Source organism: Xenorhabdus eapokensis (assembly GCF_001908105.1).
On record NZ_MKGQ01000002.1, the window covers coordinates 186,590 to 210,864 of the forward strand.

Annotated in this window: 22 protein-coding genes and 1 pseudogene; 8 read left to right on the forward strand and 15 right to left on the reverse strand. The window is 44.4% G+C overall.

Annotated features, from left to right (window positions below; translation table 11 throughout):
• Positions 1–131 precede the first annotated feature (131 nt).
• From Xedl_RS40385 to metG, 3 genes are all read right to left on the reverse strand, one after another.
• Positions 132–827, reverse strand: coding sequence for a CidB/LrgB family autolysis modulator (locus Xedl_RS40385; protein ID WP_074022459.1), 696 nt, complete (start codon positions 825–827; stop codon positions 132–134).
• Positions 821–1,318 carry a CidA/LrgA family protein gene (locus Xedl_RS40390; RefSeq protein ID WP_074022460.1) on the reverse strand — a complete coding sequence of 166 codons (498 nt, stop codon included), beginning with the start codon at positions 1,316–1,318 and terminating at the stop codon, positions 821–823. The genes Xedl_RS40385 and Xedl_RS40390 overlap by 7 nt, the downstream gene beginning before the upstream one ends.
• Before the next feature lie 147 nt (positions 1,319–1,465).
• On the reverse strand, positions 1,466–3,493 hold the full coding sequence (gene metG, locus Xedl_RS40395; protein ID WP_074022461.1) for a methionine--tRNA ligase: 2,028 nt from the start codon (positions 3,491–3,493) through the stop codon (positions 1,466–1,468).
• 183 nt (positions 3,494–3,676) lie between these two features.
• On the opposite strand from metG, the gene apbC reads away from it, so the two are divergent.
• The 4 genes from apbC (at position 3,677) to asmA (ending at position 8,345) form a co-directional block, all read left to right on the forward strand.
• Entirely contained in the window at positions 3,677–4,789 is a 1,113-nt protein-coding gene (gene apbC, locus Xedl_RS40400) for an iron-sulfur cluster carrier protein ApbC (RefSeq protein ID WP_074022462.1), read from the forward strand.
• A 350-nt stretch (positions 4,790–5,139) separates the two neighbouring features.
• On the forward strand, positions 5,140–5,781 hold the full coding sequence (gene udk, locus Xedl_RS40405; RefSeq protein ID WP_074022463.1) for a uridine kinase: 642 nt from the start codon (positions 5,140–5,142) through the stop codon (positions 5,779–5,781).
• Positions 5,782–5,828: 47 nt separating this feature from the next.
• Positions 5,829–6,410, forward strand: a complete 582-nt coding sequence (gene dcd / locus Xedl_RS40410; RefSeq protein WP_074022464.1) for a dCTP deaminase — start codon at positions 5,829–5,831, stop codon at positions 6,408–6,410.
• A 63-nt stretch (positions 6,411–6,473) separates the two neighbouring features.
• Positions 6,474–8,345, forward strand: a complete 1,872-nt coding sequence (gene asmA, locus Xedl_RS40415; RefSeq protein WP_074022465.1) for an outer membrane assembly protein AsmA — start codon at positions 6,474–6,476, stop codon at positions 8,343–8,345.
• 587 nt (positions 8,346–8,932) lie between these two features.
• Here the strand turns inward: asmA and Xedl_RS40420 are convergent.
• Positions 8,933–10,513 (reverse strand): TerC family protein, encoded by a 1,581-nt coding sequence (locus Xedl_RS40420; protein WP_074022466.1) that lies wholly within the window; start codon positions 10,511–10,513, stop codon positions 8,933–8,935.
• 293 nt (positions 10,514–10,806) lie between these two features.
• Between Xedl_RS40420 and gndA the strand changes: the two genes are divergently transcribed.
• The gene (gene gndA / locus Xedl_RS40425) at positions 10,807–12,213 is read left to right on the forward strand and encodes an NADP-dependent phosphogluconate dehydrogenase (RefSeq protein WP_074022467.1); all 1,407 of its coding nucleotides are present in this window, start codon (positions 10,807–10,809) and stop codon (positions 12,211–12,213) included.
• 97 nt (positions 12,214–12,310) lie between these two features.
• On the opposite strand, the gene Xedl_RS40430 is transcribed toward gndA, so the two are convergent.
• Positions 12,311–12,451, reverse strand: a complete 141-nt coding sequence (locus Xedl_RS40430; RefSeq protein WP_167366711.1) for a hypothetical protein — start codon at positions 12,449–12,451, stop codon at positions 12,311–12,313.
• 85 nt (positions 12,452–12,536) lie between these two features.
• Positions 12,537–12,683, reverse strand: a pseudogene (locus Xedl_RS40435) (YbaK/prolyl-tRNA synthetase associated domain-containing protein); the annotation flags it as partial.
• 252 nt (positions 12,684–12,935) lie between these two features.
• Between Xedl_RS40435 and yiaY the strand changes: the two are divergent.
• On the forward strand, positions 12,936–14,087 hold the full coding sequence (gene yiaY / locus Xedl_RS40440) for an L-threonine dehydrogenase (protein WP_074022468.1): 1,152 nt from the start codon (positions 12,936–12,938) through the stop codon (positions 14,085–14,087).
• A gap of 231 nt (positions 14,088–14,318) precedes the next feature.
• On the opposite strand, the gene Xedl_RS40445 is transcribed toward yiaY, so the two are convergent.
• A complete protein-coding gene (locus Xedl_RS40445) occupies positions 14,319–14,606 on the reverse strand; it encodes an ArsR/SmtB family transcription factor (RefSeq protein ID WP_074022469.1) in 288 nt (95 codons plus the stop codon).
• A 120-nt stretch (positions 14,607–14,726) separates the two neighbouring features.
• Between Xedl_RS40445 and Xedl_RS40450 the strand changes: the two genes are divergently transcribed.
• Positions 14,727–15,731 (forward strand): permease, encoded by a 1,005-nt coding sequence (locus Xedl_RS40450; RefSeq protein ID WP_074022470.1) that lies wholly within the window; start codon positions 14,727–14,729, stop codon positions 15,729–15,731.
• Positions 15,732–15,818: 87 nt separating this feature from the next.
• Positions 15,819–16,925 carry a methyltransferase domain-containing protein gene (locus tag Xedl_RS40455; protein WP_244149655.1) on the forward strand — a complete coding sequence of 369 codons (1,107 nt, stop codon included), beginning with the start codon at positions 15,819–15,821 and terminating at the stop codon, positions 16,923–16,925.
• A gap of 117 nt (positions 16,926–17,042) precedes the next feature.
• Here the strand turns inward: Xedl_RS40455 and hisIE are convergent, their stop codons facing one another.
• From hisIE to hisG, 8 genes are read right to left on the reverse strand one after another with little or no spacing between them, the layout of a single operon-like run.
• Positions 17,043–17,678, reverse strand: coding sequence for a bifunctional phosphoribosyl-AMP cyclohydrolase/phosphoribosyl-ATP diphosphatase HisIE (hisIE, locus tag Xedl_RS40460; protein ID WP_074022471.1), 636 nt, complete (start codon positions 17,676–17,678; stop codon positions 17,043–17,045).
• Positions 17,672–18,448, reverse strand: a complete 777-nt coding sequence (gene hisF, locus Xedl_RS40465; RefSeq protein ID WP_074022472.1) for an imidazole glycerol phosphate synthase subunit HisF — start codon at positions 18,446–18,448, stop codon at positions 17,672–17,674. The genes hisIE and hisF overlap by 7 nt, the downstream gene beginning before the upstream one ends.
• Positions 18,430–19,167, reverse strand: coding sequence for a 1-(5-phosphoribosyl)-5-[(5-phosphoribosylamino)methylideneamino]imidazole-4-carboxamide isomerase (gene hisA / locus Xedl_RS40470; RefSeq protein WP_074022473.1), 738 nt, complete (start codon positions 19,165–19,167; stop codon positions 18,430–18,432). The genes hisF and hisA overlap by 19 nt, the downstream gene beginning before the upstream one ends.
• 4 nt (positions 19,168–19,171) lie before the next feature.
• Positions 19,172–19,762 (reverse strand): imidazole glycerol phosphate synthase subunit HisH, encoded by a 591-nt coding sequence (gene hisH / locus Xedl_RS40475; protein WP_074022474.1) that lies wholly within the window; start codon positions 19,760–19,762, stop codon positions 19,172–19,174.
• Positions 19,763–19,786: 24 nt separating this feature from the next.
• Complete coding sequence (hisB, locus tag Xedl_RS40480; RefSeq protein WP_074022475.1) at positions 19,787–20,884, reverse strand: bifunctional histidinol-phosphatase/imidazoleglycerol-phosphate dehydratase HisB; 1,098 nt, start codon at positions 20,882–20,884, stop codon at positions 19,787–19,789.
• Positions 20,881–21,999, reverse strand: coding sequence for a histidinol-phosphate transaminase (gene hisC, locus Xedl_RS40485; protein WP_074022476.1), 1,119 nt, complete (start codon positions 21,997–21,999; stop codon positions 20,881–20,883). The genes hisB and hisC overlap by 4 nt, the downstream gene beginning before the upstream one ends.
• A gap of 42 nt (positions 22,000–22,041) precedes the next feature.
• The gene (gene hisD / locus Xedl_RS40490) at positions 22,042–23,352 is read right to left on the reverse strand and encodes a histidinol dehydrogenase (protein ID WP_074022477.1); all 1,311 of its coding nucleotides are present in this window, start codon (positions 23,350–23,352) and stop codon (positions 22,042–22,044) included.
• 5 nt (positions 23,353–23,357) lie between these two features.
• A complete protein-coding gene (gene hisG / locus Xedl_RS40495) occupies positions 23,358–24,257 on the reverse strand; it encodes an ATP phosphoribosyltransferase (protein WP_074022478.1) in 900 nt (299 codons plus the stop codon).
• Positions 24,258–24,275 lie beyond the last annotated feature (18 nt).

Sequence of the window (24,275 nt, forward strand, 5' to 3'; positions counted from 1 at the left end):
TAATTAATGAAATCTGTGTAATAAAGACATTGTTTTAGTAACCTGTGTCAAATTTTTGCTGTCTTAATGGATTTATTTACCTTTTTGTTGCGATCTTGTAACGGCTGAAGCCATAGTCATTTATAAAATGGTTAACCAAACAGATGCAGCAACACTGGAAATAGAAAAGGTGCAATCAGTGAGGTAATAATGCCGCAGGTCATTAAGGCCAGTGAACTGTATGCCCCTTCAACATGATCCATTTCCGCACAGCGCGCCGTTCCTACCGCATGGGATGCTGTGCCCATTGCCAACCCTCGTGCCGCCTGGGTTTTTATGTTTAGGGCGTTAAATAGATTGTGACCAAAGATAGCCCCCAAGATACCTACCATAATGACACAAGCTGCGCTAATGGCAGGAATACCGCCAATGGAATCGGCCACAGCCATAGCGATTGGGGTCGTCACAGATTTGGGAAGAACAGAGGCCGCAATTTCAGGTGTAGCACCCGCCCATAATGCGATGGCCGTCCCTGTAACCATGGCGACAATACTGCCCACAAAACAGATGCTAATAATGGATTTCCATTGAGCCCGGATTTGATGTAGCTGTTCATACAGAGGAAAAGCTAGGGCAACAACGGCAGGTTGCAGCAAATCGTTCAGTATCTTGCTACCGGCAAAATAGTGTTTGTAAGGGGTATGAGTCAGCAGCAGCAAGGGAATAATAACGGCCATTGAGATCAATAAGGGATTGAATATAGGCAATTTGAGTCGTACTGCCAGCTTTTTAGCGCCGTAAAAGACAATCAGGGTTAACGGTAGTGACCACCAAATATGGCTTAACATTTTTCTTTCTCTTCCGGTTTTTGTGATAACTGTTGTGATGGCTGTGTTGGTGTTAGGGGGAATTCTGGTTGCTTAGTATTCGTCCGGTTGGTATCCATTTGCTGAGCACCAATAATGATACGTTTACGATGAATATAATGGGAGCTGTAAGCAACGACGACCATAACAATCACTGTGCTAACGATACAAGAGAGGAGAATGGGGAGCATTTGTTGGCTAAGCTGTGGGTAATAATCCATGATCCCCACTCCGATGGGCAAAAAGAGCAGTGTCATGTTTTTCATCAACAGGCTACAGCCTGGTTTTACCCAGTGTGAGGGAATAATTTGGGATGCGAGTAAACCAAACAGCAGAAGTAAGCCAATAATGCTGCCGGGGAGAGAGAAGGGAAGCAGTGCCGAAATAATATTCCCCGCGATCAGGCACAAATAGAGCAGCGCAAATGCGCGCAGGTATTGCCAACCGATTATCAGCACATTTTGGAAAGACATAATCAATAATTCCTCAGTATAGCGAGGGTTTTATCATACGACTAACATTGTAAATGTGCCACACATCACATTAAAAAGCGGGTCTTTTTGGGAACCCGCTTTATTATCTAATTGATAATTAAAATATTTATCAAAGATACGTAACTATCATTTAACCTGCATACCTGGTTGGGCGCCACTATCTGGGCTTAGCAAGAAAATATCTTTTCCACCAGGGCCAGCCGCCATCACCATGCCTTCTGACATACCGAAGCGCATTTTGCGTGGAGCAAGGTTGGCAACCATCACAGTCAGACGATTTTCCAACGTCTTGGGATCAGGATAGGCTGAACGAATACCAGAGAAAACCTGGCGAGTCTCACCACCGAGATCAAGGGTTAGTTTCAGTAACTTATCTGAACCTTCGACAAAATCAGCCTGTTTGATTAGAGCAATTCGCAAGTCAACCTTGGCAAAATCATCAAATGCAATAGTGTCCTGAATTGGATCATCCGCTAGTGGGCCTGTTACGGTTTTTTGTGGTTCGATGCTCTCTTTCGAATCAACAACCATTGCTTCAACTTTAGCCATTTCGATGCGGTTGAATAGCGCCTTGAATGGTGAAACATCATGGTTTAACAGCGGTTGCGGGATGCTGTCCCAGGTCAGTTCAGTATTCAGGAAGGCTTCTGTTCGTGCGGCTAAACCTGGAAGAACAGGTTTCAGGTAAGTCATCAGCACGCGGAACAGGTTAATTCCCATTGAGCAGATGGCTTGCAGATCAGCATCACGGCCTTCTTGTTTCGCCACAACCCACGGTGCTTGCTCATCAACATAGCGGTTAGCCAGATCGGCCAGTGCCATAATTTCACGGATTGCCTTGCCGAATTCACGGTTGGTAAAGTCTTCTGCAATACCCTGTGCAGCTCCGACAAACTTCTGGTATAGCGCAGGATCAGCGAGTTGGTCTGCCAGTTTGCCCCCAAAGCGCTTATTGATAAAGCCCGCATTACGTGAAGCAAGGTTAACCACTTTATTAACGATATCGCTGTTTACACGCTGAACAAAATCTTCCAGATTCAGATCAATATCGTCAATGCGGGAAGAGAGTTTTGCCGCGTAGTAATAGCGCAGACAGTCTGCATCAAGGTGTTTCAGATAAGTACTCGCCTTGATGAAAGTGCCACGAGATTTGGACATCTTAGTGCCGTTAACCGTGATGTAACCGTGGACGAACAGATTGGTTGGCTTACGATAATTACAGCCTTCCAGCATGGCAGGCCAGAACAGACTGTGGAAATAAACGATATCTTTGCCAATAAAATGGTAGAGATCAGCTTTAGAATCTTTCTCCCAGAACTCATCAAAATTCAGGTCATTACGTTTATCACACAGATTTTGGAACGCGCCCATATAGCCAATTGGAGCATCCAGCCAGACATAGAAATATTTACCTGGCTGATCGGGGATCTCAAAGCCAAAATAAGGCGCATCACGGGTAATATCCCATTGTTGCAGCCCAGCTTCGAACCACTCCTGCATTTTATTTGCCACTTGCTCCTGCAAGGTGCCAGAACGTGTCCATTTTTGCAGCATATCGCTGAACGCAGGCAGATCGAAGAAGAAATGCTCTGTATCACGCATTTCTGGCGTTGCCCCAGAAACAACAGAACGAGGATTAAGCAATTCTGTCGGAGAATAGGTGGTTCCGCAGACTTCACAGTTATCGCCATACTGATCTTCTGCCTTACATTTCGGGCAGGAGCCTTTGACGAAACGGTCTGGCAGGAACATACCTTTTTCTGGATCGTACAACTGAGAAATCGTCCGATTTTTAATGTAACCGTTCTTTTTCAGTTCCAGATAAATTTTGGAGGCAAGCGCTCTGTTCTCTTCGCTGTGTGTAGAGTGATAATTATCATAGCTAATGGCAAAACCGGCAAAATCCTGCTGATGCTCTAGGCTCACCTTGGCAATCATCTCTTCTGGAGAGATACCACTCTGCTGGGCTTTCAGCATAATTGGTGTACCGTGGGCATCATCGGCACAGACAAAGTGAACCTCTTTGCCGCGCATTCGATGATAACGAACCCAAATATCAGCCTGAATGTGTTCCAGAATATGACCGAGATGAATTGGACCGTTAGCATAAGGTAACGCACAGGTCACCAATAATTTGTTCGCGACTTGAGACATAGTTAGGATCTGACTTCTGTAAAGTGAAAAGGGTTTTTGATGTTACCTGATAAGGAGCGTTGCCGCTAGGGTAACGCAAGATCTTCATCACTTTTACGCGTTGCCTTTATCTGAAGTGGTTAGCTTCTGTTATGATGACCAAAACAGTTTTAGGTTGAAAAAGATAAATCAAAAGGAGCCGGGATGAACTCACAGTCCCCTGAGCAGACCAATCTTGACCTGCTGAAAGAACATGTTGTAAAGATATTAACGACATTCAAACATCCGACTTTAGAACAAGATTTGATTGCCCTGAAAGCATTGCATCATTGCGCTATGCTGGATGGGATACTGCATATTGAATTAACCATGCCGTTTGTCTGGAAACGCGCCTTTGAAATCTTAAAGAAAGAAACTACCCAACCTTTGCAATCTGCGACGGGAGCAAAATCCGTTGAATGGAGATTGACCCACAATATCAGCACATTGCGCCGAGCCAATAATCAGCCTGGTGTTAATGGCGTGCGCAATATCGTGGCAGTCAGTTCAGGAAAAGGCGGCGTAGGGAAATCCAGCACAGCGGTAAATCTGGCGCTGGCGTTGGCACAGGAAGGCGCAAAAGTGGGAATTTTGGATGCAGATATTTATGGCCCATCCATCCCCAATATGCTTGGTACAGCCAAAGAGCGCCCGACTTCCCCTGATGGACAGCATATGGCGCCAATTATGGTTCACAGCATGGCAACCAACTCCATTGGCTACCTTGTTACCGATGATAACGCGATGGTATGGCGTGGCCCGATGGCAAGTAAGGCCTTGATGCAAATGCTGCAAGATACGCTGTGGCCTGATCTGGATTATCTGGTGATTGATATGCCGCCAGGGACAGGCGATATTCAGCTAACGCTTTCCCAAAATATTCCGGTGACAGGGGCGTTAGTTATCACAACACCGCAAGATATTGCTCTGATCGATGCGATGAAAGGCATCGTCATGTTCCAGAAAGTCAATGTGCCCGTGTTGGGCATTATTGAGAACATGAGTACCCATATTTGCAGTAATTGCGGTCATCATGAACCCATTTTCGGCACGGGTGGGGCGGCAAAACTGGCAGAAAAATATCATTGCCAATTACTGGGGCAGATCCCGCTGCATATTTCACTACGTGAAGATCTCGATCGTGGTGAACCAACGGTAAGCAGCCAGCCTGACAGTGAATTTGCAGATATTTATCGTGAAATTGCAGCCAATATTTCTGCGAAGATGTATTGGCAAGGCGAAAAAATTCCAACTGAAATTTCTTTCCGAGCAGTTTGATTAATGAATTTAACCGTAGTAACCGCGGTTGTGTAGGAAATGTTGATCAATGGCTCTGCTGATATCGAGTCATTGATCAAGGCTCAATGTTTTCTCTATTTTTTACCACAACATGACATCTCAATCACCAGAGAGCCATTGCGCATTTATGTGAAAATTATTTATGGGATATTTCCCACTAGATGCATAAAATTGCGGAATTTTTGCCCGAAACATAGCAAAAAAAACGAGACTTATCTTGTTTACTCTGGAATAGAAGTCATTAACTCCCTATAATCCGCCAAACATGGTGTTAGCGAATACCATATTTCTACTTTATTTTTTTCTTTTTTAACCAGGTTATTTTTAGTATGGCTGATGAAGCACATAAGTGTACAATCGTAGGTATTTCAGGTGCCTCCGCCTCAGGCAAAAGCCTTATTGCCAGCACACTTTATCGAGAATTACGGGATCAAGTTGGTGATCACAATATCGGCGTTATTCCAGAAGATTGCTATTATAAAGACCAAACTAACACCCCGATGGAAGAGCGTTATAAAGTTAATTATGATCACCCAAATTCAATGGATCACAATTTACTATTCGAACATCTTCAGGCATTAAAAGCCGGAAAATCCATCGAATTGCCACAATATGACTACGTTGAGCACACCCGCAAACCCGAATCCACTCATTTTGAACCGAAAAGAGTTATTATCCTCGAAGGTATTCTACTATTAACAGATAAGCGTTTACGCCAGGAACTGGATTTCTCCATTTTTGTCGATACGCCACTGGATATCTGTTTGATGCGCCGTATCAAACGTGATGTGAATGAACGCGGCCGTTCATTGGATTCCGTGATGGAACAATACAAAAAAACCGTGCGCCCAATGTTCTTGCAATTTATCGAACCATCGAAACAATATGCCGATATTATTGTGCCTCGTGGTGGGAAAAACCGCGTAGCCATCGATATCTTAAAAGCCAAGATTGGCCAATTTTGCGAATAATCTGTTGTTCAGGTATTCATAAGCATCATCGTATTTGAGAGGAAATAATGCGACTCTGTGACCGTGACATTATTAAATGGCTAGATGAAGGTAAGTTGGTAATTACCCCTCGTCCCCCTGTTGAACGCATTAATGGGGCAACTGCTGATGTGCGCCTTGGGAATCAGTTTCGCGTTTTTCGTGGTCATACTGCCGCCTATATTGATTTGAGTGGTCCTAAGGCGGAGGTCAATGCGGCACTTGATCGTGTCATGAGCGATGAAATTACTTTATCGGATGAAGAAGCATTTTTCCTCCATCCTGGCGAATTGGCTTTGGCAGTAACGTTGGAATCTGTCACACTGCCTGATAATTTGGTCGGTTGGTTGGATGGCCGTTCATCTTTGGCGCGTCTTGGCTTGATGGTTCATGTTACTGCCCATCGCATTGATCCTGGCTGGCAAGGGCAAATTGTTCTGGAGTTCTATAATTCAGGCAAACTGCCTTTAGCCTTGCGTCCTGGGATGGTGATAGGTGCATTAAGCTTTGAACCGCTTTCTGGCTCTGCTGATCGGCCTTATAACCGACGTCAGGATGCTAAATATAAAAATCAGCAGGGAGCCGTAGGTAGCCGAATCAGTGAGGATTAACCTTTTCTGGTAAGGCTTTCTGGTGAAAAATAGTCTTCTTGTGAGCATGGGACTGGGGAAGTCATGAAAAGATTGTTGACGACACTCATTATTTTGCTGGTAGTCATTGTTGCTGGCTTAACGACATTGGTTATGCTGGTAAACCCAAATGATTTTCGTGGCTACATCGTCAAACAAGTACAAAAGAAGAGTGGTTACCAGCTCGTGTTACAGGATGACTTGCGTTGGCATGTTTGGCCAAGGTTAAGCATTCTGACCGGTGAGATTTCTTTGACTGCCGAAAATGCCAAGGTGCCGGCGATTGTGGCAGAAAATATGCGTCTGGACGTAGAGTTGCTGCCACTGCTGTCTCATCAACTCTCAATAAAAGAAGTGATGCTGAAAGGGGCTGTTTTGCGGCTTACGCCGGATAGCCGGCCACAAAAGCAGCCAGAAGCCCCAATTGCGCCGGAAAGCGATATTCATTATCCCATTGTCACGGGAAGTCAGGCCTGGAAACTGGATATTGCCAGGATCAGGTTAGCGGACAGTTTACTGATCTGGCAAACTAACGCGCATTCTCAAGTAAATGTCCGTGATCTCAATTTATTGTTGGAGCGAAGTGATCAAAATCACGTTAACTTTAGCCTCCGCAGTAAAATCAATAAAAACCAGCAAGAGCTGTCATTTGAACTCAATTCTTCGATAGATATCTCTGATTATCCTCAGCAGCTATCGGCCGACATTAATTCCTTTGAATACCAATTTCGGGGAATTGGGTTACCGTCTACGGGTATTCAAGGAACGGGGAGTGCCATAGTGAAATATCAGGCTGCACCTGAATCAATTGCGCTGCAAAAAATGGCATTGACGGTGAATGATGGAAATGAACTTAAAGGAAATATTACTGCCGCTTTGCAAGATAAGCCGCGATATTCCATCAATCTGAGTTCACCAAAATTCAATCTGGATAACCTGTTGGGATGGGGTGTTTTACCGAAAAATACGCCTCAGGTAAAACATGATTATCGGGTTGAAAATAATTCCTTAAAACCGGTGATTGCAACCTCGGTTTCGGCATTGTCTAACTATGACCTTACCTTTTTGCAAGGGTTTGATGCTGATATCTCATTCACGGCAGATAAATTCATTTATCAGGGCATGGATATTGACCATTTTGGCCTGCAAGCGAGTAATAACAATGGCCTGACGGAAATCACAAAATTAAGTGGTAATGTGTTTGGTGGATATTTTACGCTACCGACGTCAATTGATGCCACGGTTATTCCTGCAAAACTGCACACGAAGCCGCTCTTACAACGGATTGAGATACAACCTTTATTAACTGCATTGGCATTACCATCGATATTCAGCGGTCAGCTTAATGTCGATGGTGATCTTTTGGGAGAAGGTTATGACGAGTATGCTATTTCTCACTATTGGCAAGGTGATTTGCATATCGATTTAAAAAACGCGCGGTTGGAAGGATTGAATATTCCTCAGCTTATTCAACAATCTTTTGCACGGGCAACAGATCAAGTCAGCCAACCTACAAATACAGATGATTTCACTGAAGCTAAGAGCATGTCGGTAAAAGCACAACTGGAGCGCGGTGAGATTAAAATCAGTGAACTTGCGGCCACTTCAGGCAGGTTCAATATTAAAGGGCTGGGGAAAGCTAATTTACTGAAACAAAACACCGATGTTTCATTATGGGTGCAATTAACCAGTGGATGGGGCAAGCAGAACGAGTTTGTACGTCATTTGGCGCAGTTAAAAATCCCCCTGCGGGTTTATGGTGACTGGAATAAGCTGCAATATGAGTTGAATGTAGAATCCATGTTGCGCGATGAATTACAGCAGAAGGCCAAAAAATCGATCAAAGATTGGATCGAAAATAACAGCAGCAATGAAAACATTAAGGCGCTGGAAGATCTACTGAATAAAAATAGGTGATCGCTTTGGCGATCACCTGAGTTACTGAGGGTCATAACGAAACTATTTCATTTTAAAATAACAGATTAGGGTTGAACTTACTGTATCTATTAATACCCTACCACCTGATAATAGAAGATCGGAGTCCAACCTTGAGGCGTCGTGACAGATATTGTTAAGGTATCTTTCGACAAACCATCTCCGTTTGAATTGACTCGTTGTGTTTTGACATCAATCAGAAAACTGGGGCGTTGAGCATCAAAATTATCTCCGGCAACACTTGCCTGGCATGAAATGATGTCATTTGGCAAAGTAGTGGGCAGTTTGATTTTGTAGAAGTGGGTATAAGTAAGTCACTCCGCCGATCTCGGATGTATGAGACTTCCCATAGGTTCACTACCATCTCCTCTAACTACCATCTCCTCTAACTACCATCTCCTCTAACTACCATCTCCTCTAACTACCATTGAACGGGGTTATTGTACGCAAAGGTAATAATGCACAAATGCTTTAAAAACTAAATGAAACCAATAAACCTTATAGGAATAAAAAAAACCGGCCTTATGCCGGTTTTTTCTCAGTAAGTGATATCGTTTTAATATTGTGGGTTATATTTCTGCCGTTTCTTCAACGGTCAGTGGGGTTATTTTCACTTTATTGATGCGGTGGCTGGTGATTTCTAACGCTTCAAACAGGTAGTCACTGATCTTTAATTGTTCGCCTTGCTGTGGAATGTGTTGCAGATGTTCCATCAACAAGCCCGCTAGTGTCTGGTATTCCCGTTTTTCATCCAATGGCAGCGGCACATAAAGCACCAAATCTTCCAGTGGCATAAATCCATTGGCGATCCAATATCCCTCTTCCATGACCTGAATATCATGGCGAGCATCGATCTCTCCGCTACCTACAGGAAGATTACCTGTAATGGTTTCCATCACATCGGTGACCGTAACCACCCCTTCGACAGAACCGAATTCATCGACAACAAAGGCAAAATGCGTTTGCGCTTTACGGAACTGCTCCAGCGCCTGTAGTAAAGAGAGCGATTCTGGGAAAATCAGCGGTTGCTGGACTAACTCCTTTAAATCGAAAGTATTATGAGTCAGTTGTTGATTAAGGATATCAATCACATGTACCACGCCAAGTGGTTCGTCACCACTCTGTTCATCTGTGACTACAATTCGCGTATGTGGCTTTTGTTCCAGTAAGGTAGTCAATTTTTCCGTCGGGGAATGGATATCTAGATAAATTACATCATGGCGTGAAGTCATGATGCTACTGACGGTACGTTGTGCCATGCTGAGAACGCGGGCAATCATCTGGCGTTCCTGAGGCTCAAAGATTTCTTTGTTATCTGTATGATCTGCAATGAGATCAGAAGCATGGTTATCCAACGCAGCGTTTTCACGTTTGCCATTTAAAATGTGAAGAACAGCTTCTGCGGTTCTTTCGCGCAGGGAGCGGGAAGCGCTCAAGAACTTGCGGCGATTGAACTGAGCGAACTGGTTCAGTGCTTCAATCATGATGGAGAAGCCGATGGCCGCATAGAGATAGCCTTTCGGAATATGATAGCCAAAGCCTTCTGCAACCAGGCTAAAGCCGATCATTAGCAAGAAACTGAGACACAGGATCACGATGGTGGGATGTGCATTGACAAATTTTGTCAGTGGTTTGCTGGCCCATATCATCAGGATCATGGCAATAGTTACAGCCGCAATCATGATACCAATATGGTTGACCATGCCTACGGCGGTGATAACAGAATCCAGAGAGAATACCGCATCTAAGACGATAATTTGCACAACAACCGCCCAGAAGCTGGCTCCTTTACGCTGTTGGCTAGTATGCAAAGCTTTTCCTTCTAACCGTTCATTCAATTCCATTGTTGCTTTGAACAGCAAGAAGATCCCCCCTATCAACATAATTAAATCACGGGCACTGAAAGGGTGCTCCCACAAAGTAACCAATGGATTAGTCAGGGAAATGAGCCAGGATAAGCTGAATAGCAGCAATATCCTCATGAGAAGGGCGCAGGAAAGCCCTGTCAGGCGAGCTTTATCTCTCTCTTTTTCAGGTAGTTTATCTGCCAGAATGGCGATGAATATTAAGTTGTCTATTCCGAGAACAATTTCTAAAACGATAAGTGTGGCCAGACCTGCCCATATCGTCGGATCAGCGATCCATTCCATATAATTTATTTTGCCTTTTAGTGGGACGGCATTTGCCGACCATTAAATAATGCGTATTGAAATGCGAAATATCAATAGTTGATTTGTCTCAGTTGGAAATTTTTTCAGCAAAAAAACGTCACGCCGATATCGATTGCATCAATAACTACCGTCAATGGCCATTCCTGAGTTAACATGTGACTTCATTAACAAATTGCCCGCTCTGTTTTGTTGCATACGGTATGCATTACATTTGGTATGACGTATAGCATCTTGGGTGGGTGGTGGTAGTCATTATTAGACGGGAGTTATTCATGTCCAAACAGCAGATCGGTGTTGTCGGTATGGCGGTAATGGGGCGCAACCTGGCGTTGAATATTGAAAGCCGTGGTTACTCTGTATCTATTTTTAACCGCTCCAGCGATAAAACAGACGAAGTTATTGCTGAAAATCCAGGGAAAAAATTAGTTCCAAGTTATTCCATTGAAGAGTTTGTCGATTCGCTGGAAAAGCCACGTCGTATTCTGTTGATGGTTAAAGCGGGTGAAGCTACGGATAAAACTATTGCATCACTGACACCACATTTGGATAAGGGTGACATTCTGATCGATGGTGGCAACACCTATTTTCAAGATACTATTCGCCGTAACCGTGAGTTGTCTGCTCAAGGTTTTAATTTTATCGGTACGGGAGTGTCTGGTGGTGAAGAAGGCGCACTGAAAGGCCCTTCAATTATGCCGGGTGGTCAGAAAGAGGCTTATGAATTGGTGGCTCCAATTCTGAAAGAGATTGCAGCCCAAGTGGATGGCGAACCTTGTGTGACTTACATCGGGGCAGATGGTGCAGGTCATTATGTGAAGATGGTTCACAATGGCATTGAATATGGTGATATGCAGCTCATTGCAGAAGCCTATTCTCTGTTGAAAAGCGCACTGAACCTGAGCAATCAAGAATTGGCTGACGTATTCAGCGATTGGAACCAAGGTGAACTAAGCAGTTATTTGATCGAAATTACTGCCGACATTTTCCGTAAGCAAGATGAAGACGGGAAATATCTGGTTGACGTGATTCTGGATGAAGCGGCCAACAAAGGCACCGGTAAGTGGACTAGCCAAAGCTCGTTGGATCTGGGTATTCCGGTCACACTTATCACGGAATCTGTCTTTGCACGCTATCTCTCTTCCCTGAAAGATCAGCGCGTAGCAGCATCCAAAGTTTTGTCAGGCCCAGAAGTTCAACCGTTCAATGGAGATAAGGCTGAATTTATCGAGAAAGTTCGCCGTGCTCTGTATTTGGGTAAGATTGTTTCTTATGCGCAAGGCTTCCAGCAGTTGAAAGCGGCATCGGATGAGTACAACTGGGATCTGAACTATGGTGAAATTGCCAAGATCTTCCGTGCGGGTTGTATTATTCGAGCGCAATTCCTGCAAAAAATCACCGATGCATACAATGAAAACTCCGCTATCGCTAACCTGCTTTTAGCGCCTTACTTCAAACAAATCGCAGATGAATATCAGCAAGCTCTGCGTGATGTTATTGCTTACGGTGTGCAGAATGGTATCCCAACACCAACATTCTCTGCTGCAATCTCCTATTACGACAGCTATCGTTCTGCGGTATTGCCGGCTAACCTGATTCAGGCACAGCGTGATTACTTTGGTGCGCACACTTACAAGCGTACTGATAAAGAAGGTGTTTTCCACACTGAATGGTTGGACTAATCATTAAATATCTTTATAAAATATAAAATATTTCCAAAATCAGGTGCTGAGTTTTCAGCACCTTTTTTGTGAAATGACGTGAAGTAAAAGTAAAGTATCAATTTGGCAGTTGCCACTTAAGTAATCGTTGGGCAAATTTCTCCAACCAGTGTGCTATCTCGGCATCGTGGAAATAAAGAAACAGAGCGAGGCTGAGGATAGCAAGGCTGAGTATTACCAGAACAAAAATATTATTCATATAATAATCACCCATTTTCGTTTGGTTAAATTATAGCAAAATTTAAGTTATCTTTAATTTATTGGGCATTTTCTTAAGGCTCGATTTAATCGATTCTTTTCCGAAAGGTAATTAATTCTGGTATAGCGATGCGACGGTAATCTGCTGTATTCAAAATAATCGAACGCTCCAGACTACCTGCATTAAATACCAATTCCTCATAGCGTTCAAATAAAAGCGGATCGGCCGCCAGTAGCGTGTTTCATAACTTGATAGCGGGCATTGTTGTTGTCTAATAGGGCAGTGAGGCGTTCAAAGATGTCGTTTTTTAGCAAAATATTCTCCTGCATAAACTCAAAGTAAAAATTAATACCTATTTTTTTCCGTCTTGCATCAGCAATTATTGATTCTGGTCAAAATTACTGAGGTAGATAAGTGCCACATTGTAATTCCAGTTTCTTACACTAAGATTTGGAATACTTCAGTAAAATCTAAGGAGTTTCAAATGGCAGCATCAACTTTCTTTATCCCTCCAGTGAATAAAATCGGTATGGGGTGCATGACTGAAGCCGTCGAATTAATGAAAAACTACGGCCACAGACAGGCTTTGATTGTCACTGACCGCGTGTTAAACGAGATTGGTGTTGTTGGAAACGTTCAGGCTTTGCTGGCCGATGTTGGGATAAAAAGTGCAATTTATGCTGGAACAAATCCAAATCCAACTACGATTAATGTTGGGGAAGGTTTGGAAATTCTGCGCCAGCATAACTGTGATTGTGTGATCTCTTTAGGTGGTGGTTCACCGCATGATTGTGCAAAAGGTATCGCGCTGGTGGCCGCTAATGGCGGAGATATTCGTGATTATGAAGGAGTTGATCGTTCGGCTAAACCACAACTCCCTTTGATTGCCATCAATACCACTGCGGGAACAGCTTCTGAAATGACACGCTTCTGTATTATTACAGATGTTGAACGTCATATCAAAATGGCCATTGTGGATAAAAATGTAACGCCCATTTTGTCAGTCAATGATCCTGCATTGATGGCAGGGATGCCAAAAGGATTGACTGCCGCAACAGGAATGGATGCATTGACGCATGCGATTGAGGCTTATGTCTCTACGGCGGCAAACCCTATCACGGATGCCTGCGCGTTGAAAGCGGTGACAATGATTAGCCATTATTTACGCCGTGCGGTCGAAGATGGCAATGATATGGAAGCGCGTGAGAATATGGCTTATGCCCAGTTCTTGGCTGGCATGGCATTCAATAATGCCTCTTTGGGATATGTCCATGCTATGGCACACCAGTTAGGGGGATTTTATGATTTGCCACACGGGGTCTGCAATGCGGTTTTATTGCCACATGTACAGAGATTCAATGCAAAAGTTTCTGCTGCTCGTCTGAGCGATATTGCGGCGGCTATGGGCGTTGAGGTTGGTGCTTTAAACGATACGCAAGGTGCTGAAGCTTGTATCCATGCAATCAGTGAATTGGCAAAAGATGTGAATATTCCGTCAGGTTTGTCTGCGTTGCATGTAAAAGAGGAAGATTTGCCAATATTAGCAACTAATGCGTTGAAAGATGCCTGTGGTTTCACCAATCCCATTCAGGCATCACATGAAGAAATCGTTGCTATCTTTAAGGCAGCAATGTGATTCACTGAGTAGTGGTTTTTAAGCACTGAATGTTCTTCACATCATGATCCACTGACAAGTCCTATTATTTTCTACGGGATTTGTCAGTGGGTTGAAATACTTAATGAAATGTTATGTTCTTCCTTTCAGGCCTACTGTGGCTTTACTCCATATACCGGATGAAAATATCGTCTTCTACTATCACCATTATGCTTTACATGATCCATATGATTGTTCGGTGAAGTGTTCGAGTTAAATCCCTACGCAACATTCTTCTTGTAAGAAGTTGATCAGATTTCCCAAGTGTTGATAATCAGGTATACATACGATAGTACGGCTGTGTTTCGCTTGACGGATTAGTCCGACCTTCACCATACGGTTAAGATGATGTGACAGTGTCGAAGGAGGAATATCCAAAGCTTTCTGAATTTCCCCTACCGAGGCTCCCTGATGACCAGCCTTGACTAAAAAGCGAAATATAGCTAATCGGTGACTATTCCCTAGTTCCGCCAGACTTGCTGCGACTTCTTCGTGTTTCATACGCGTCTCTGAATCCAAAATTCTATGTTTCTAGAAATATACTTGACAGGAATTGCAATGGCAATCTATCATCCTGAATATTTCCATATTACTAGAAATATAGGTATATAAGGATCTGGTATGTCTTCTCAATTACAAGAAACCCTAAACATGTTTGTCTTCCTCGCCATAGAGTTATCAGCCTTGTTTATTGGTATCAGTTTGTTGGTTGGTATTCTCCAGCAGCATATACCTCCATCCAGGGTAGAAGCGTTACTGAGTGCTAACCGGAAAAGGGGATATTTTCTGGCTGCTGCCCTCGGTTCTATCACTCCTTTCTGTAGTTGCTCGACTATTCCTATGTTGAAAGGGCTAATTCGCGCCAAAGCTGGTTTTGGTCCAATGATGGTATTTTTATTTTCTTCTCCGCTATTGAACCCCATCATCGTTGTATTGTTTGTTGCTACTTTTGGTCTGACGCTAACAGCCATTTACGTACTATCTGCCTTTCTGGTCTCATTGGGTGCCGGATGGTTGCTACAAGTATTAGGATTTGAACGTTATGTACGCCACGAAGAGACATCGGGTTGCGGAGTTTCTGGAAGTAGTTGCGACGTTAAGCCAGCAATGTCAAACAGTTGTGAATCAATGGCAGCTCCCTGTTGTTCTGTTACCCAGATGACCACGCAATCTACAAGTTGCTGCGATAGCCAACCTACTAAAGCGGTTCGTCCAAAAAGTAGATATAGCGGTTTGTGGCAGGAAGCTTGGGCAGATTTTAAGAGTGTACTTCCGTATTTATTCATCGGTATAGCAATAGGCAGTGTGATCTATGGCTATATTCCTACTAGTCTGCTTGAAAAATATGCTGGTTCAGATAATCCTTTTGCAATCCCAGTTGCTTCTGTCATTGGAATACCACTGTATCTTCGAGCCGAAGCATTGATACCGCTTTCAGCAGCTTTGATGACGAAAGGAGTTAGTGCCGGAGCGATTCTGGCATTAATTATCGGTGGTGCCGGCGCCAGCCTGACTGAGCTGATTTTATTACGCTCCCTATTCACATTTAAACTCTTGGCGGCCTTTGTCGCTGTTATTCTTGCTATGGCAATGATCGCAGGTTACACGGCTTTACTATTTTTCTGAATGTTCATCAAATAAACGTATTAGGCCGATCGTTATTAAAATTATGTCAGAGCTAAGGTTGGGTTTTATTAGAGGTTATAGAATAGAATGATGAAAACCAAAGAAAAACAATTGCTTCAGCGAGTTGAAAATGTACAGAATTACTACGGTACAACGCTTTCGAGCAAGGAAGACCTGGTAACTAATGTTTGCACTGTAGATAAACCACCTTCTGATGAGATCAAAGCTTTATTAAAGTTAATCCACCCAGATGTGCAGCAGCGCTTTTATGGCTGTGGCACTCCTTTTCCCCCGTTGCTGGTTGGAGCAACTGTGTTGGATTTAGGCTGTGGTGGCGGGAGAGATTGCTTCATTTTATCCAAGTTGGTAGGAGAAAAAGGGAAGGTTATCGGTGTGGATGCTACTCCTGAGCAAATTGAATTTGCCAAGAGCTACGTTGAATACCACCGTGAAGCCTATGGCTATAATGAAAGTAATGTACATTTTATACACGGTAATATTGAGTCTTTGGATTTACTCAGTTTACCGCCAATTAATTTACTGCCGAATAGTATCGATGTCATAGTTTCCAATTGTGTCATTAACCTAGCTACTGCAAAACCTGATGTACTTAAAGGAATTGCTCAGTTGCTCAAACCTGGCGGCGAAATTTATTTTGCTGATATTTTCTCTGATCGCAGACTTTCCCAGGAGTTGAAAAATGATCCGTTGCTGATTGGCGAATGTATTGGTGATGTCTTGTATTATGGCGACTTTGTGCGAATAGCGCGTGAGGCAGGTTTTCGGGATATACGAATTGTTGCAAGCAACCTAAAGACTATTCGCAACAAACCTATTGAAGAAAAATTGGGGGGCGCAAGGCTGTACTCAATGACTCTCAGGTTATTCAAGATTGATCTGGAAGATAGTTGTGAAGATTATGGTCAAGTCGCCATATACAAAGGTAATCTTCCTGATGCTCCTGTTCGCTTTATGTTTGATCAAGAACATGTATTTGAAGCTGGGAAAGCGATGCCAATATGTCGGAATACGGCAGATATCATTTGTCAAAGTCGATACCATAACTTATTTAGTGTGATTGGTGAAGGCCGTACGCATTATGGAATTTTTAATTGTGGAACAGGAACAGCTTCAAATAACTCTGTCGTTTCAGTTGAGGTTCCCATAAGCGCATCAGGTGGTTGTGGTTGTTAAATAAAGTACATAGGATCCTCTAATAGGATAGCGAGAAGCCACTTCTTATTATAGCTAGTATATATAGCTTGGCGAAGTGGCTGTTATTTTTCGAAGCTGTTATTCCTGTGCCGAAAATTATTCCTTGGCTGAATGCCGCTCCCGCAATCGACGAATAATACAACTAAGATCGAGCTTTTGATCCTGGAGTAAAACCAGCAGATGATAGAGCAAATCTGCGGCTTCGTTAGTCAATTCTTCCCTATCATTGACTGTTGCCGCTAGTGCGGTCTCGACGCCTTCCTCGCCCACTTTTTGGGCGATGCGTTTTGTTCCGCTGGCATATAAACGAGCCGTGTAGGAACTGTCTGGCGAGGCATTTTTTCGGCTTGCCAGTAATTGTTCCAATTCATAGAGAAAACCCCATTCAGTTTGTGCAGGAGCAAAACAGCTTTCACTGCCTGTATGACAGGTGGGGCCAATAGGATCGACTAAGGCTAGCAGGGTATCGTTGTCACAGTCGGGATAGATACCGACCAGATTCAAAAAGTGGCCGGAGCTTTCGCCTTTTGTCCATAACCGCTGTTTAGTACGGGAAAAAAAAGTGACTTTGCCAGAATGAAGTGTCACATTCAGTGCTTCTTGATTCATATAACCCATCATTAACACGGTTCCTGAGGTGGCATGTTGGACGATGACGGGCATCAGATTATCCACTTTTTGCCAATCCAGCTTCCCCATTTCTTGGGGGGTTAATTGTCGTGCTGTCAACATGTTCTAACCTCGACACCCTGTGTAGCCAGATATTGTTTAAGTTCACAGATATTAATGATCTGCTTGTGAAAAACCGAGGCAGCTAAAGCACCATCAACATTTGCCAATTGAAAAGCATCAAGGAAATGTTCCGGTATTCCAGCGCCTCCAGATGCAATTAATGGTACAGAACAGACATCACGTACTAATTTCAGTTGGGTCAGATCATAACCATTACGGACACCATCCTGGTTCATCATATTCAGGACAATTTCACCTGCACCGCGTTGTTGAACTTCTTTGATCCAATCCAATGTTTGCCAGCGTGTTGCGGTTGTGCGCTTTTCATCCCCTGTAAATTGGTAAACTTGATAACTGTTAGTGTTCTCATCAAACCATGTATCAATACCCACGACGACACATTGCACACCGTAGCGATCAGCCAGACGGTTAATTAAACCTGGATCAGTCAAGGCTGGGGAATTGATAGAAATTTTATCTGCACCGAATGTTAAAATTTGTCCCGCTTCTTCGACGGTCTTAATACCACCGGCTACGCAGAAAGGAATGTCGATAACTTCTGCGACCTTTGCCACCCAGCTTTTATCGACCATACGGCCATCGGAGGAAGCGGTAATATCGTAAAAGACTAATTCATCAGCTCCCTCCTGGGCATAACGCTGTGCGAGAGGAACAATATCACCAATAATTTCATGGTTACGGAATTGTACGCCTTTGACAACTTGTCCATCACGGACATCCAGACAGGGAATTATGCGTTTTGCCAACATTGGATAGCCTCCGTCAGGGTAAATTTTCCTTCCAGTAATGCGCGCCCAACAATGACACCCGTCACACCAGAAGCAGGAAGAGGAGAGATATCGGTGAGATTGCCAATACCGCCAGAGGCTTGAAATTGGATTTGTGGATATTGCTGGCTGATTTCCTGATAGAGCGCGATATTAGAGCCGCTTAATGTGCCATCACGGGAAATATCGGTACATAAAACATGTTTGAGTCCAACAGGGAGGTACTGTTCAATGACATACTCAAGGGTAGTGTTGCTGTTTTCTTGCCAACCACTAATAGCAACTTGTTTTATCCCATCTGTATTGATACGAACGTCCAGTGCCAGCACGATTGCCTCTGCCCCGTAGTTTTGCAACCATTGTTTGATTAATTCAGGCCGTGTAATTGCAGTGGAACCAATGACAACTCGGCTTGCACCTGCTTCAAGCAGGGTTTTTATATCTGCCTCTGAACGAATTCCGCCGCCAACTTGAACGGGCACAGTAACACCTGCCAGTAGCGCTTTTAAGAGGACAACTTGGCGTTTGGCCGGATCTTTTGCACCAGTCAGATCGACTAAATGCAGTAACTTAGCGCCTTCCTGTTCATATTGCTGTAAGCGAGAAAGCGGAGAGCTGCCATAATCCCGACGTTGGTCATAATCTCCCTGATGCAAACGCACCACATTGCCATCGATTAAATCTAATGCAGGTATGATCATGCGATTACATCTCCAAAAAGTTTTTTAGTAGCTGTGCGCCTGCTGCCCCTGAGCGTTCAGGATGGAATTGCACTCCAAAGAAATTGTTTTTTGCAATGGCGCTACTAAATGTATTGCCATATTCAGTTTGGGCAATCGTATATTCACCGACAGGCAGGGCATAACTGTGAACAAAATAGAAACGGGAATTATCTGCAATATGGCGAAACAGTGGATTACCTGTCTGTGCTTGCACTTGATTCCAGCCCATATGTGGCAATGGCAGATTTGCAGCCATTATTTTTTTGACAGGCGCGTCAATGAGCTGCAATAGAGGGATGTTACCTCCTTCCTCACCGACGCGAGCCAGCAATTGCATGCCGAGACAGATACCTAATACGGGTTGGGTAAGAGAATTAATCAAGGGAATTAATTGTCGTTGTTCAAGTTGTTTCATTGCGGCGGTTGCCGTTCCCACGCCTGGTAGAAATAGCTTATCGGCTGCTTGAACAACATCCGCGTCTAAACTCACTGTTGGCTCATAACCTAAGCGACGGATGGCATAGGTAACAGAAGCAAGGTTAGCGCAGCCTGTATCTAGAATAACAATGTTCATCATGGCTTCCTTCTATCGCCTTTCCTACAAAACACCTTTGGAACTCGGCAAAGTATCGCCTTCTACGCGAATGGCTTGGCGCAAAGTTCGGCCAAAGACTTTAAACAGGCTTTCTGCCCGATGGTGATCGTTCTTGCCTTTGGTTTTCAGGTGCAGGGTGCATCCCATGGTGTAAGAGAGAGAACGGAAAAAATGTTCGATCATTTCTGTACTCAAATCTCCAACCCGCTGGTGTTTAAATTCAGCTTTATATTCAAGATGTGGGCGACCGGAAATATCCAGAGCACAGCGAGCAAGGCATTCATCCATTGGCAGCATAAAACCAAATCTGGCAATGCCGCGTTTATCCCCCAATGCCTGCTTTAAAGCATCTCCTAGTGCAAGGCCGGTATCTTCAACCGTATGATGATCGTCAATATAGAGATCACCTTTGACCTGGATATTCATGCGGAAGCCGCCGTGAGTTGCGATTTGATCCAGCATATGGTCGAAAAAACCGACGCCTGTATTAATGCGACTATCTCCTTCACGATCCAGCCAAATTTCAATATCGATAATAGTTTCTTTGGTTTTTCGTACGACATGAGCATGACGATTTTTATGGGTCAATTCTTTGCCGATCAATTGTTCACCGATCAATTGCTCACAAATGGTTGTCCATCCCAGTGATGCGGGCTGGTAGCGGATGCCCCTGATCCCCATGTTTTGGGCTAATTGCAGATCGGTTTCCCGATCACCGATGACATAACTGTTGTCAGTATCGATAACATTGCCTGCCAGAAATTTTTGTACCAACCCAAGTTTGGGTTTACGGCAGTGGCAATTATCTTCTGGTTTGTGTGGGCAAATTAACACCTCTTCAAAATGGATACCCTGTGAGGTAAAAATTTGCATCATCAAGGCATGGGGTGGCTCAAAATCTGCCTGCGGAAAACTGGCCGTACCTAACCCGTCCTGATTCGTGATCATCACTAATGTATAATCGGCTTTTTGCAGGGCGAGTAAGGCAGGGATCACATCGGCTTCAAAAGCCAATTTATCAAGGCGATCAACTTGATAATCACTGGGTGGCTCGGTGATCAATGTTCCATCGCGGTCAATAAAAAGCATTTTCTGGCTCATGGATTTTCAGTTTCCTTGATTTGTTGAAGTTGGTTGGAAAGCGCACTAATGGCAAGAACCAACTGTTCACATTCATTCCGGTTGCCGATGGTAATGCGCAGGCAATTCGCTAATCCTGGTTGTTTACGCTGGTCACGCAAAATGATCCCTTGTTCCCATAGTGTCTTGAATACCAGCTCTGCATTAGTAAATTTCACCAAAATATAATTAGTTTCGCTTGGAAACACAGTGTCAACCAACGCCAATTGACTGAGTGCTTGCTGGAGATAAGCCCGATTGTTGGTGATCTCTGCCACCCGATTTCTCATTGTTGCAATGCCTGCTTCGGTTAATGCTTGTGCAGCGATATCAGCAACAGGCGTCGCCAGTGGATAAGGCGCAATCACTTTTAGCATCAGTGCGATGATATCGGCAGAGGCCAGCGTAAATCCACAACGTAATCCAGCCAAAGCAAAAGCTTTCGAGAGGGTTCGCAAAATAACTAAGTGGGGATAGTCTTGCAGCCAACGGGTGGTAACATGGGTAGCTGCGTGTTGTGGGCAAAATTCGATGTAGGCTTCGTCAATGGCAACGATGGCACGGTTACGGGCTAATTCAAGGATCTGGCGTAATGCCTCAGGATCAATCAGGTTGCCTGTTGGGTTGTTGGGGCTACAGATATAGATCAGCTTGACGCGATCCAGATTACTTTTGATAGCGGCAATATCAGGTTGCCAGTTGGCGCAGGCCGGGACTTTTTTCTGCTCTACACCGAAGGTTTCGGCACTAACGCTGTACATGCCATAGGTTGGCGGGCAAAACAGGACAGCATCGCGCCCTGGCTCGCAAAAAACGCGGATCAGCAGTTCGATAGATTCATCTGCGCCACGGCTGACAAGAACTTGCTCCGGTTGCAGGCCAGCATAATCGGCATAACGTTGAATGACTGTTGTGGGTTGGCATTCAGGATAGCGGTTGAGTGTATGTTCGGTGAGTTGGAAATTGGGTGCGATAGGATATTCATTCGCATTTAACCAAATATCACCACGACCACCCAGACGGCGGGCAGACATATAAGGGACTAATTTGCGAACGTTTTCTCTTGCCAATGAATTGATATCAAAAACCGTACTCATGATTGTTCCTTAATTTTTTATGGTTATCAGACCCTGTGGTTCTCAGTCTGCGTTATTCAAGGCTGTTATACGTAAGGTAACAGCATTTTTGTGCGCAATAAGTTGTTCTGCCTGTGCCAGTGTTTCGATAGTGGGGGCGAGTTTTTGTAATCCTTGCGGAGTAAGCCGCTGGACGGTCATTCGTTTCAGGAAATCAGCCAGGCCGAGGCTGGAATAGGTTGAAGTATAGCCGTAGGTAGGCAGAACGTGATTGGTGCCGGAAGCGTAATCTCCGGCGGATTCAGGCGACCAGTCACCCAGAAAAATAGAGCCGGCGTTGGTAATCTGCTCAAGTAATTGCTCAGGCTGACGAGTTTGAATGATCAAGTGTTCTGGACCATATTGGTTACTGATTGTCACGCATTGATCGAGATCTTGAGCAATAATTATCCGACTGGCTTGCAAGGCCTGGATTGCAATCTGTTGACGTGGCAAGGCCATAAGTTGGGTTTCAATTTCACGGATAACCTTTTTAGCCAAATTTTCATCGGGGGTGAGCAGTATCACTTGAGAATCAGGGCCGTGTTCTGCTTGTGAAAGCAGGTCTGCTGCCGTAAATATGGGATTGGCTCCGCTATCAGCGATAACCAATACTTCGGATGGACCTGCGGGCATGTCGATCGCGGCACCGTCAATCTGTTGGCTGACCTGACGTTTGGCTTCTGTTACCCACGCATTTCCGGGGCCAAAAATTTTATCTACTTTGGGAACGGATTCTGTTCCGAATGCCATTGCGGCAATCGCCTGAGCACCACCGATTTGAAATATTTCGCTGATCCCACACAGTTGGGCCGCATAGAGTATTTCATCGGCAATAGGGGGGGGGGAACACAAGATAACTCTACGGCAACCTGCAATGTTGGCTGGCGTACCTAACATTAATGCCGTTGAGGGCAGGGGAGCAGAGCCACCGGGAATATAGAGTCCAACAGAATCTATTGGGCGTGTAACTTGTTGGCAGCGAACTCCTGGTAGTGTTTCGATGTCAACTGCTGCTGGTTTTTGTGCCTCATGGAATTGACGGATATTGCTCATAGCGTGTTGCATGGCCTGTTTGATTTCTGGAGTCAGGCGAGCGGCTGCGGCATCCACTTCATCGGCTGAGATTTGGATGGTTTCAACCATTGTTTTGTCGAAGCGTTGGCTGAACTCTTGCAATGCCTGGTCGCCCCGTGTTTTGACTGTTTCCAAAATCTGTTTAACTGTGCCGGAAATATCGTCGGATGCAGCAATAGCCGGACGGGTCAGCAATATTTTTTGTTGTTCTGGCGTACATGATTGCCAGCGAATGATGGTTTTAAAAGGAGTGCTCATCAAGGTTACTCCATCATTTTTTCAATTGGCAGAACCAAAATAGAACTGGCACCTAATGCCTTGAGTTTTTCCATCGTTTCCCAGAAAAGGGTTTCACTACTGACCATATGCATAGCTACGCGGTTTTGTGCGCCTGCCAGTGGCAAAATAGTGGGGCGTTCTGCGCCTGGCAGCAGGGATATAATCGCTTCCAATTTGTTGCTGGGAGCATGCAGCATGATGTATTTGGATTCTCGTGCCTGAATGACGCCTTGGATGCGGAGCATCAATTTATCAATAAGCTGCTGTTTGGCTTCTGGCATTTCTCCATCACGCTGGATCAAACAGGCTTTTGAGCGATAAATAACTTCTACTTCTCGTAAGCCATTGGCTTCCAACGTGGCACCGGTGGAAACTAAATCACAAATAGCATCTGCAAGCCCTGCACGGGGGGCAACCTCGACTGAACCATTGAGAAGGCAAGGTTTGAAATGAATATTTTTTTGGTCTAAATAACGTTTCAATAAGTGTGGGTAAGAGGTTGCGATACGGGCGTCTTGCAAGCACTCCACGCCGGTATAATCGCAATCAAAAGGCGTTGCCAGAGACAGCCGGCAATCGCCAAAATCGAGGCGGCGCAATGTCAGATAGCGGGGATCTTCTCCTTGTGCCTGGCGCGTCAGTAACTCTTCTTCAAGTACGTTTTCCCCAATAATGCCCAGATCGACAACGCCATCTATCACCAGGCCCGGAATATCATCATCGCGGACACGCAGAATGTCGATAGGCATATTTTCAGCGAATGCGATCAGGCGCTGTTGCTGTAAGTTAATTTTGATACCGCAACTTGCCAGTAAAGTTCTGGAGTCATCACTCAAACGACCCGATTTTTGCATGGCTATACGTAAGCGTGTTTTATCTAGCATGTTTTGTCCTATCTTAAG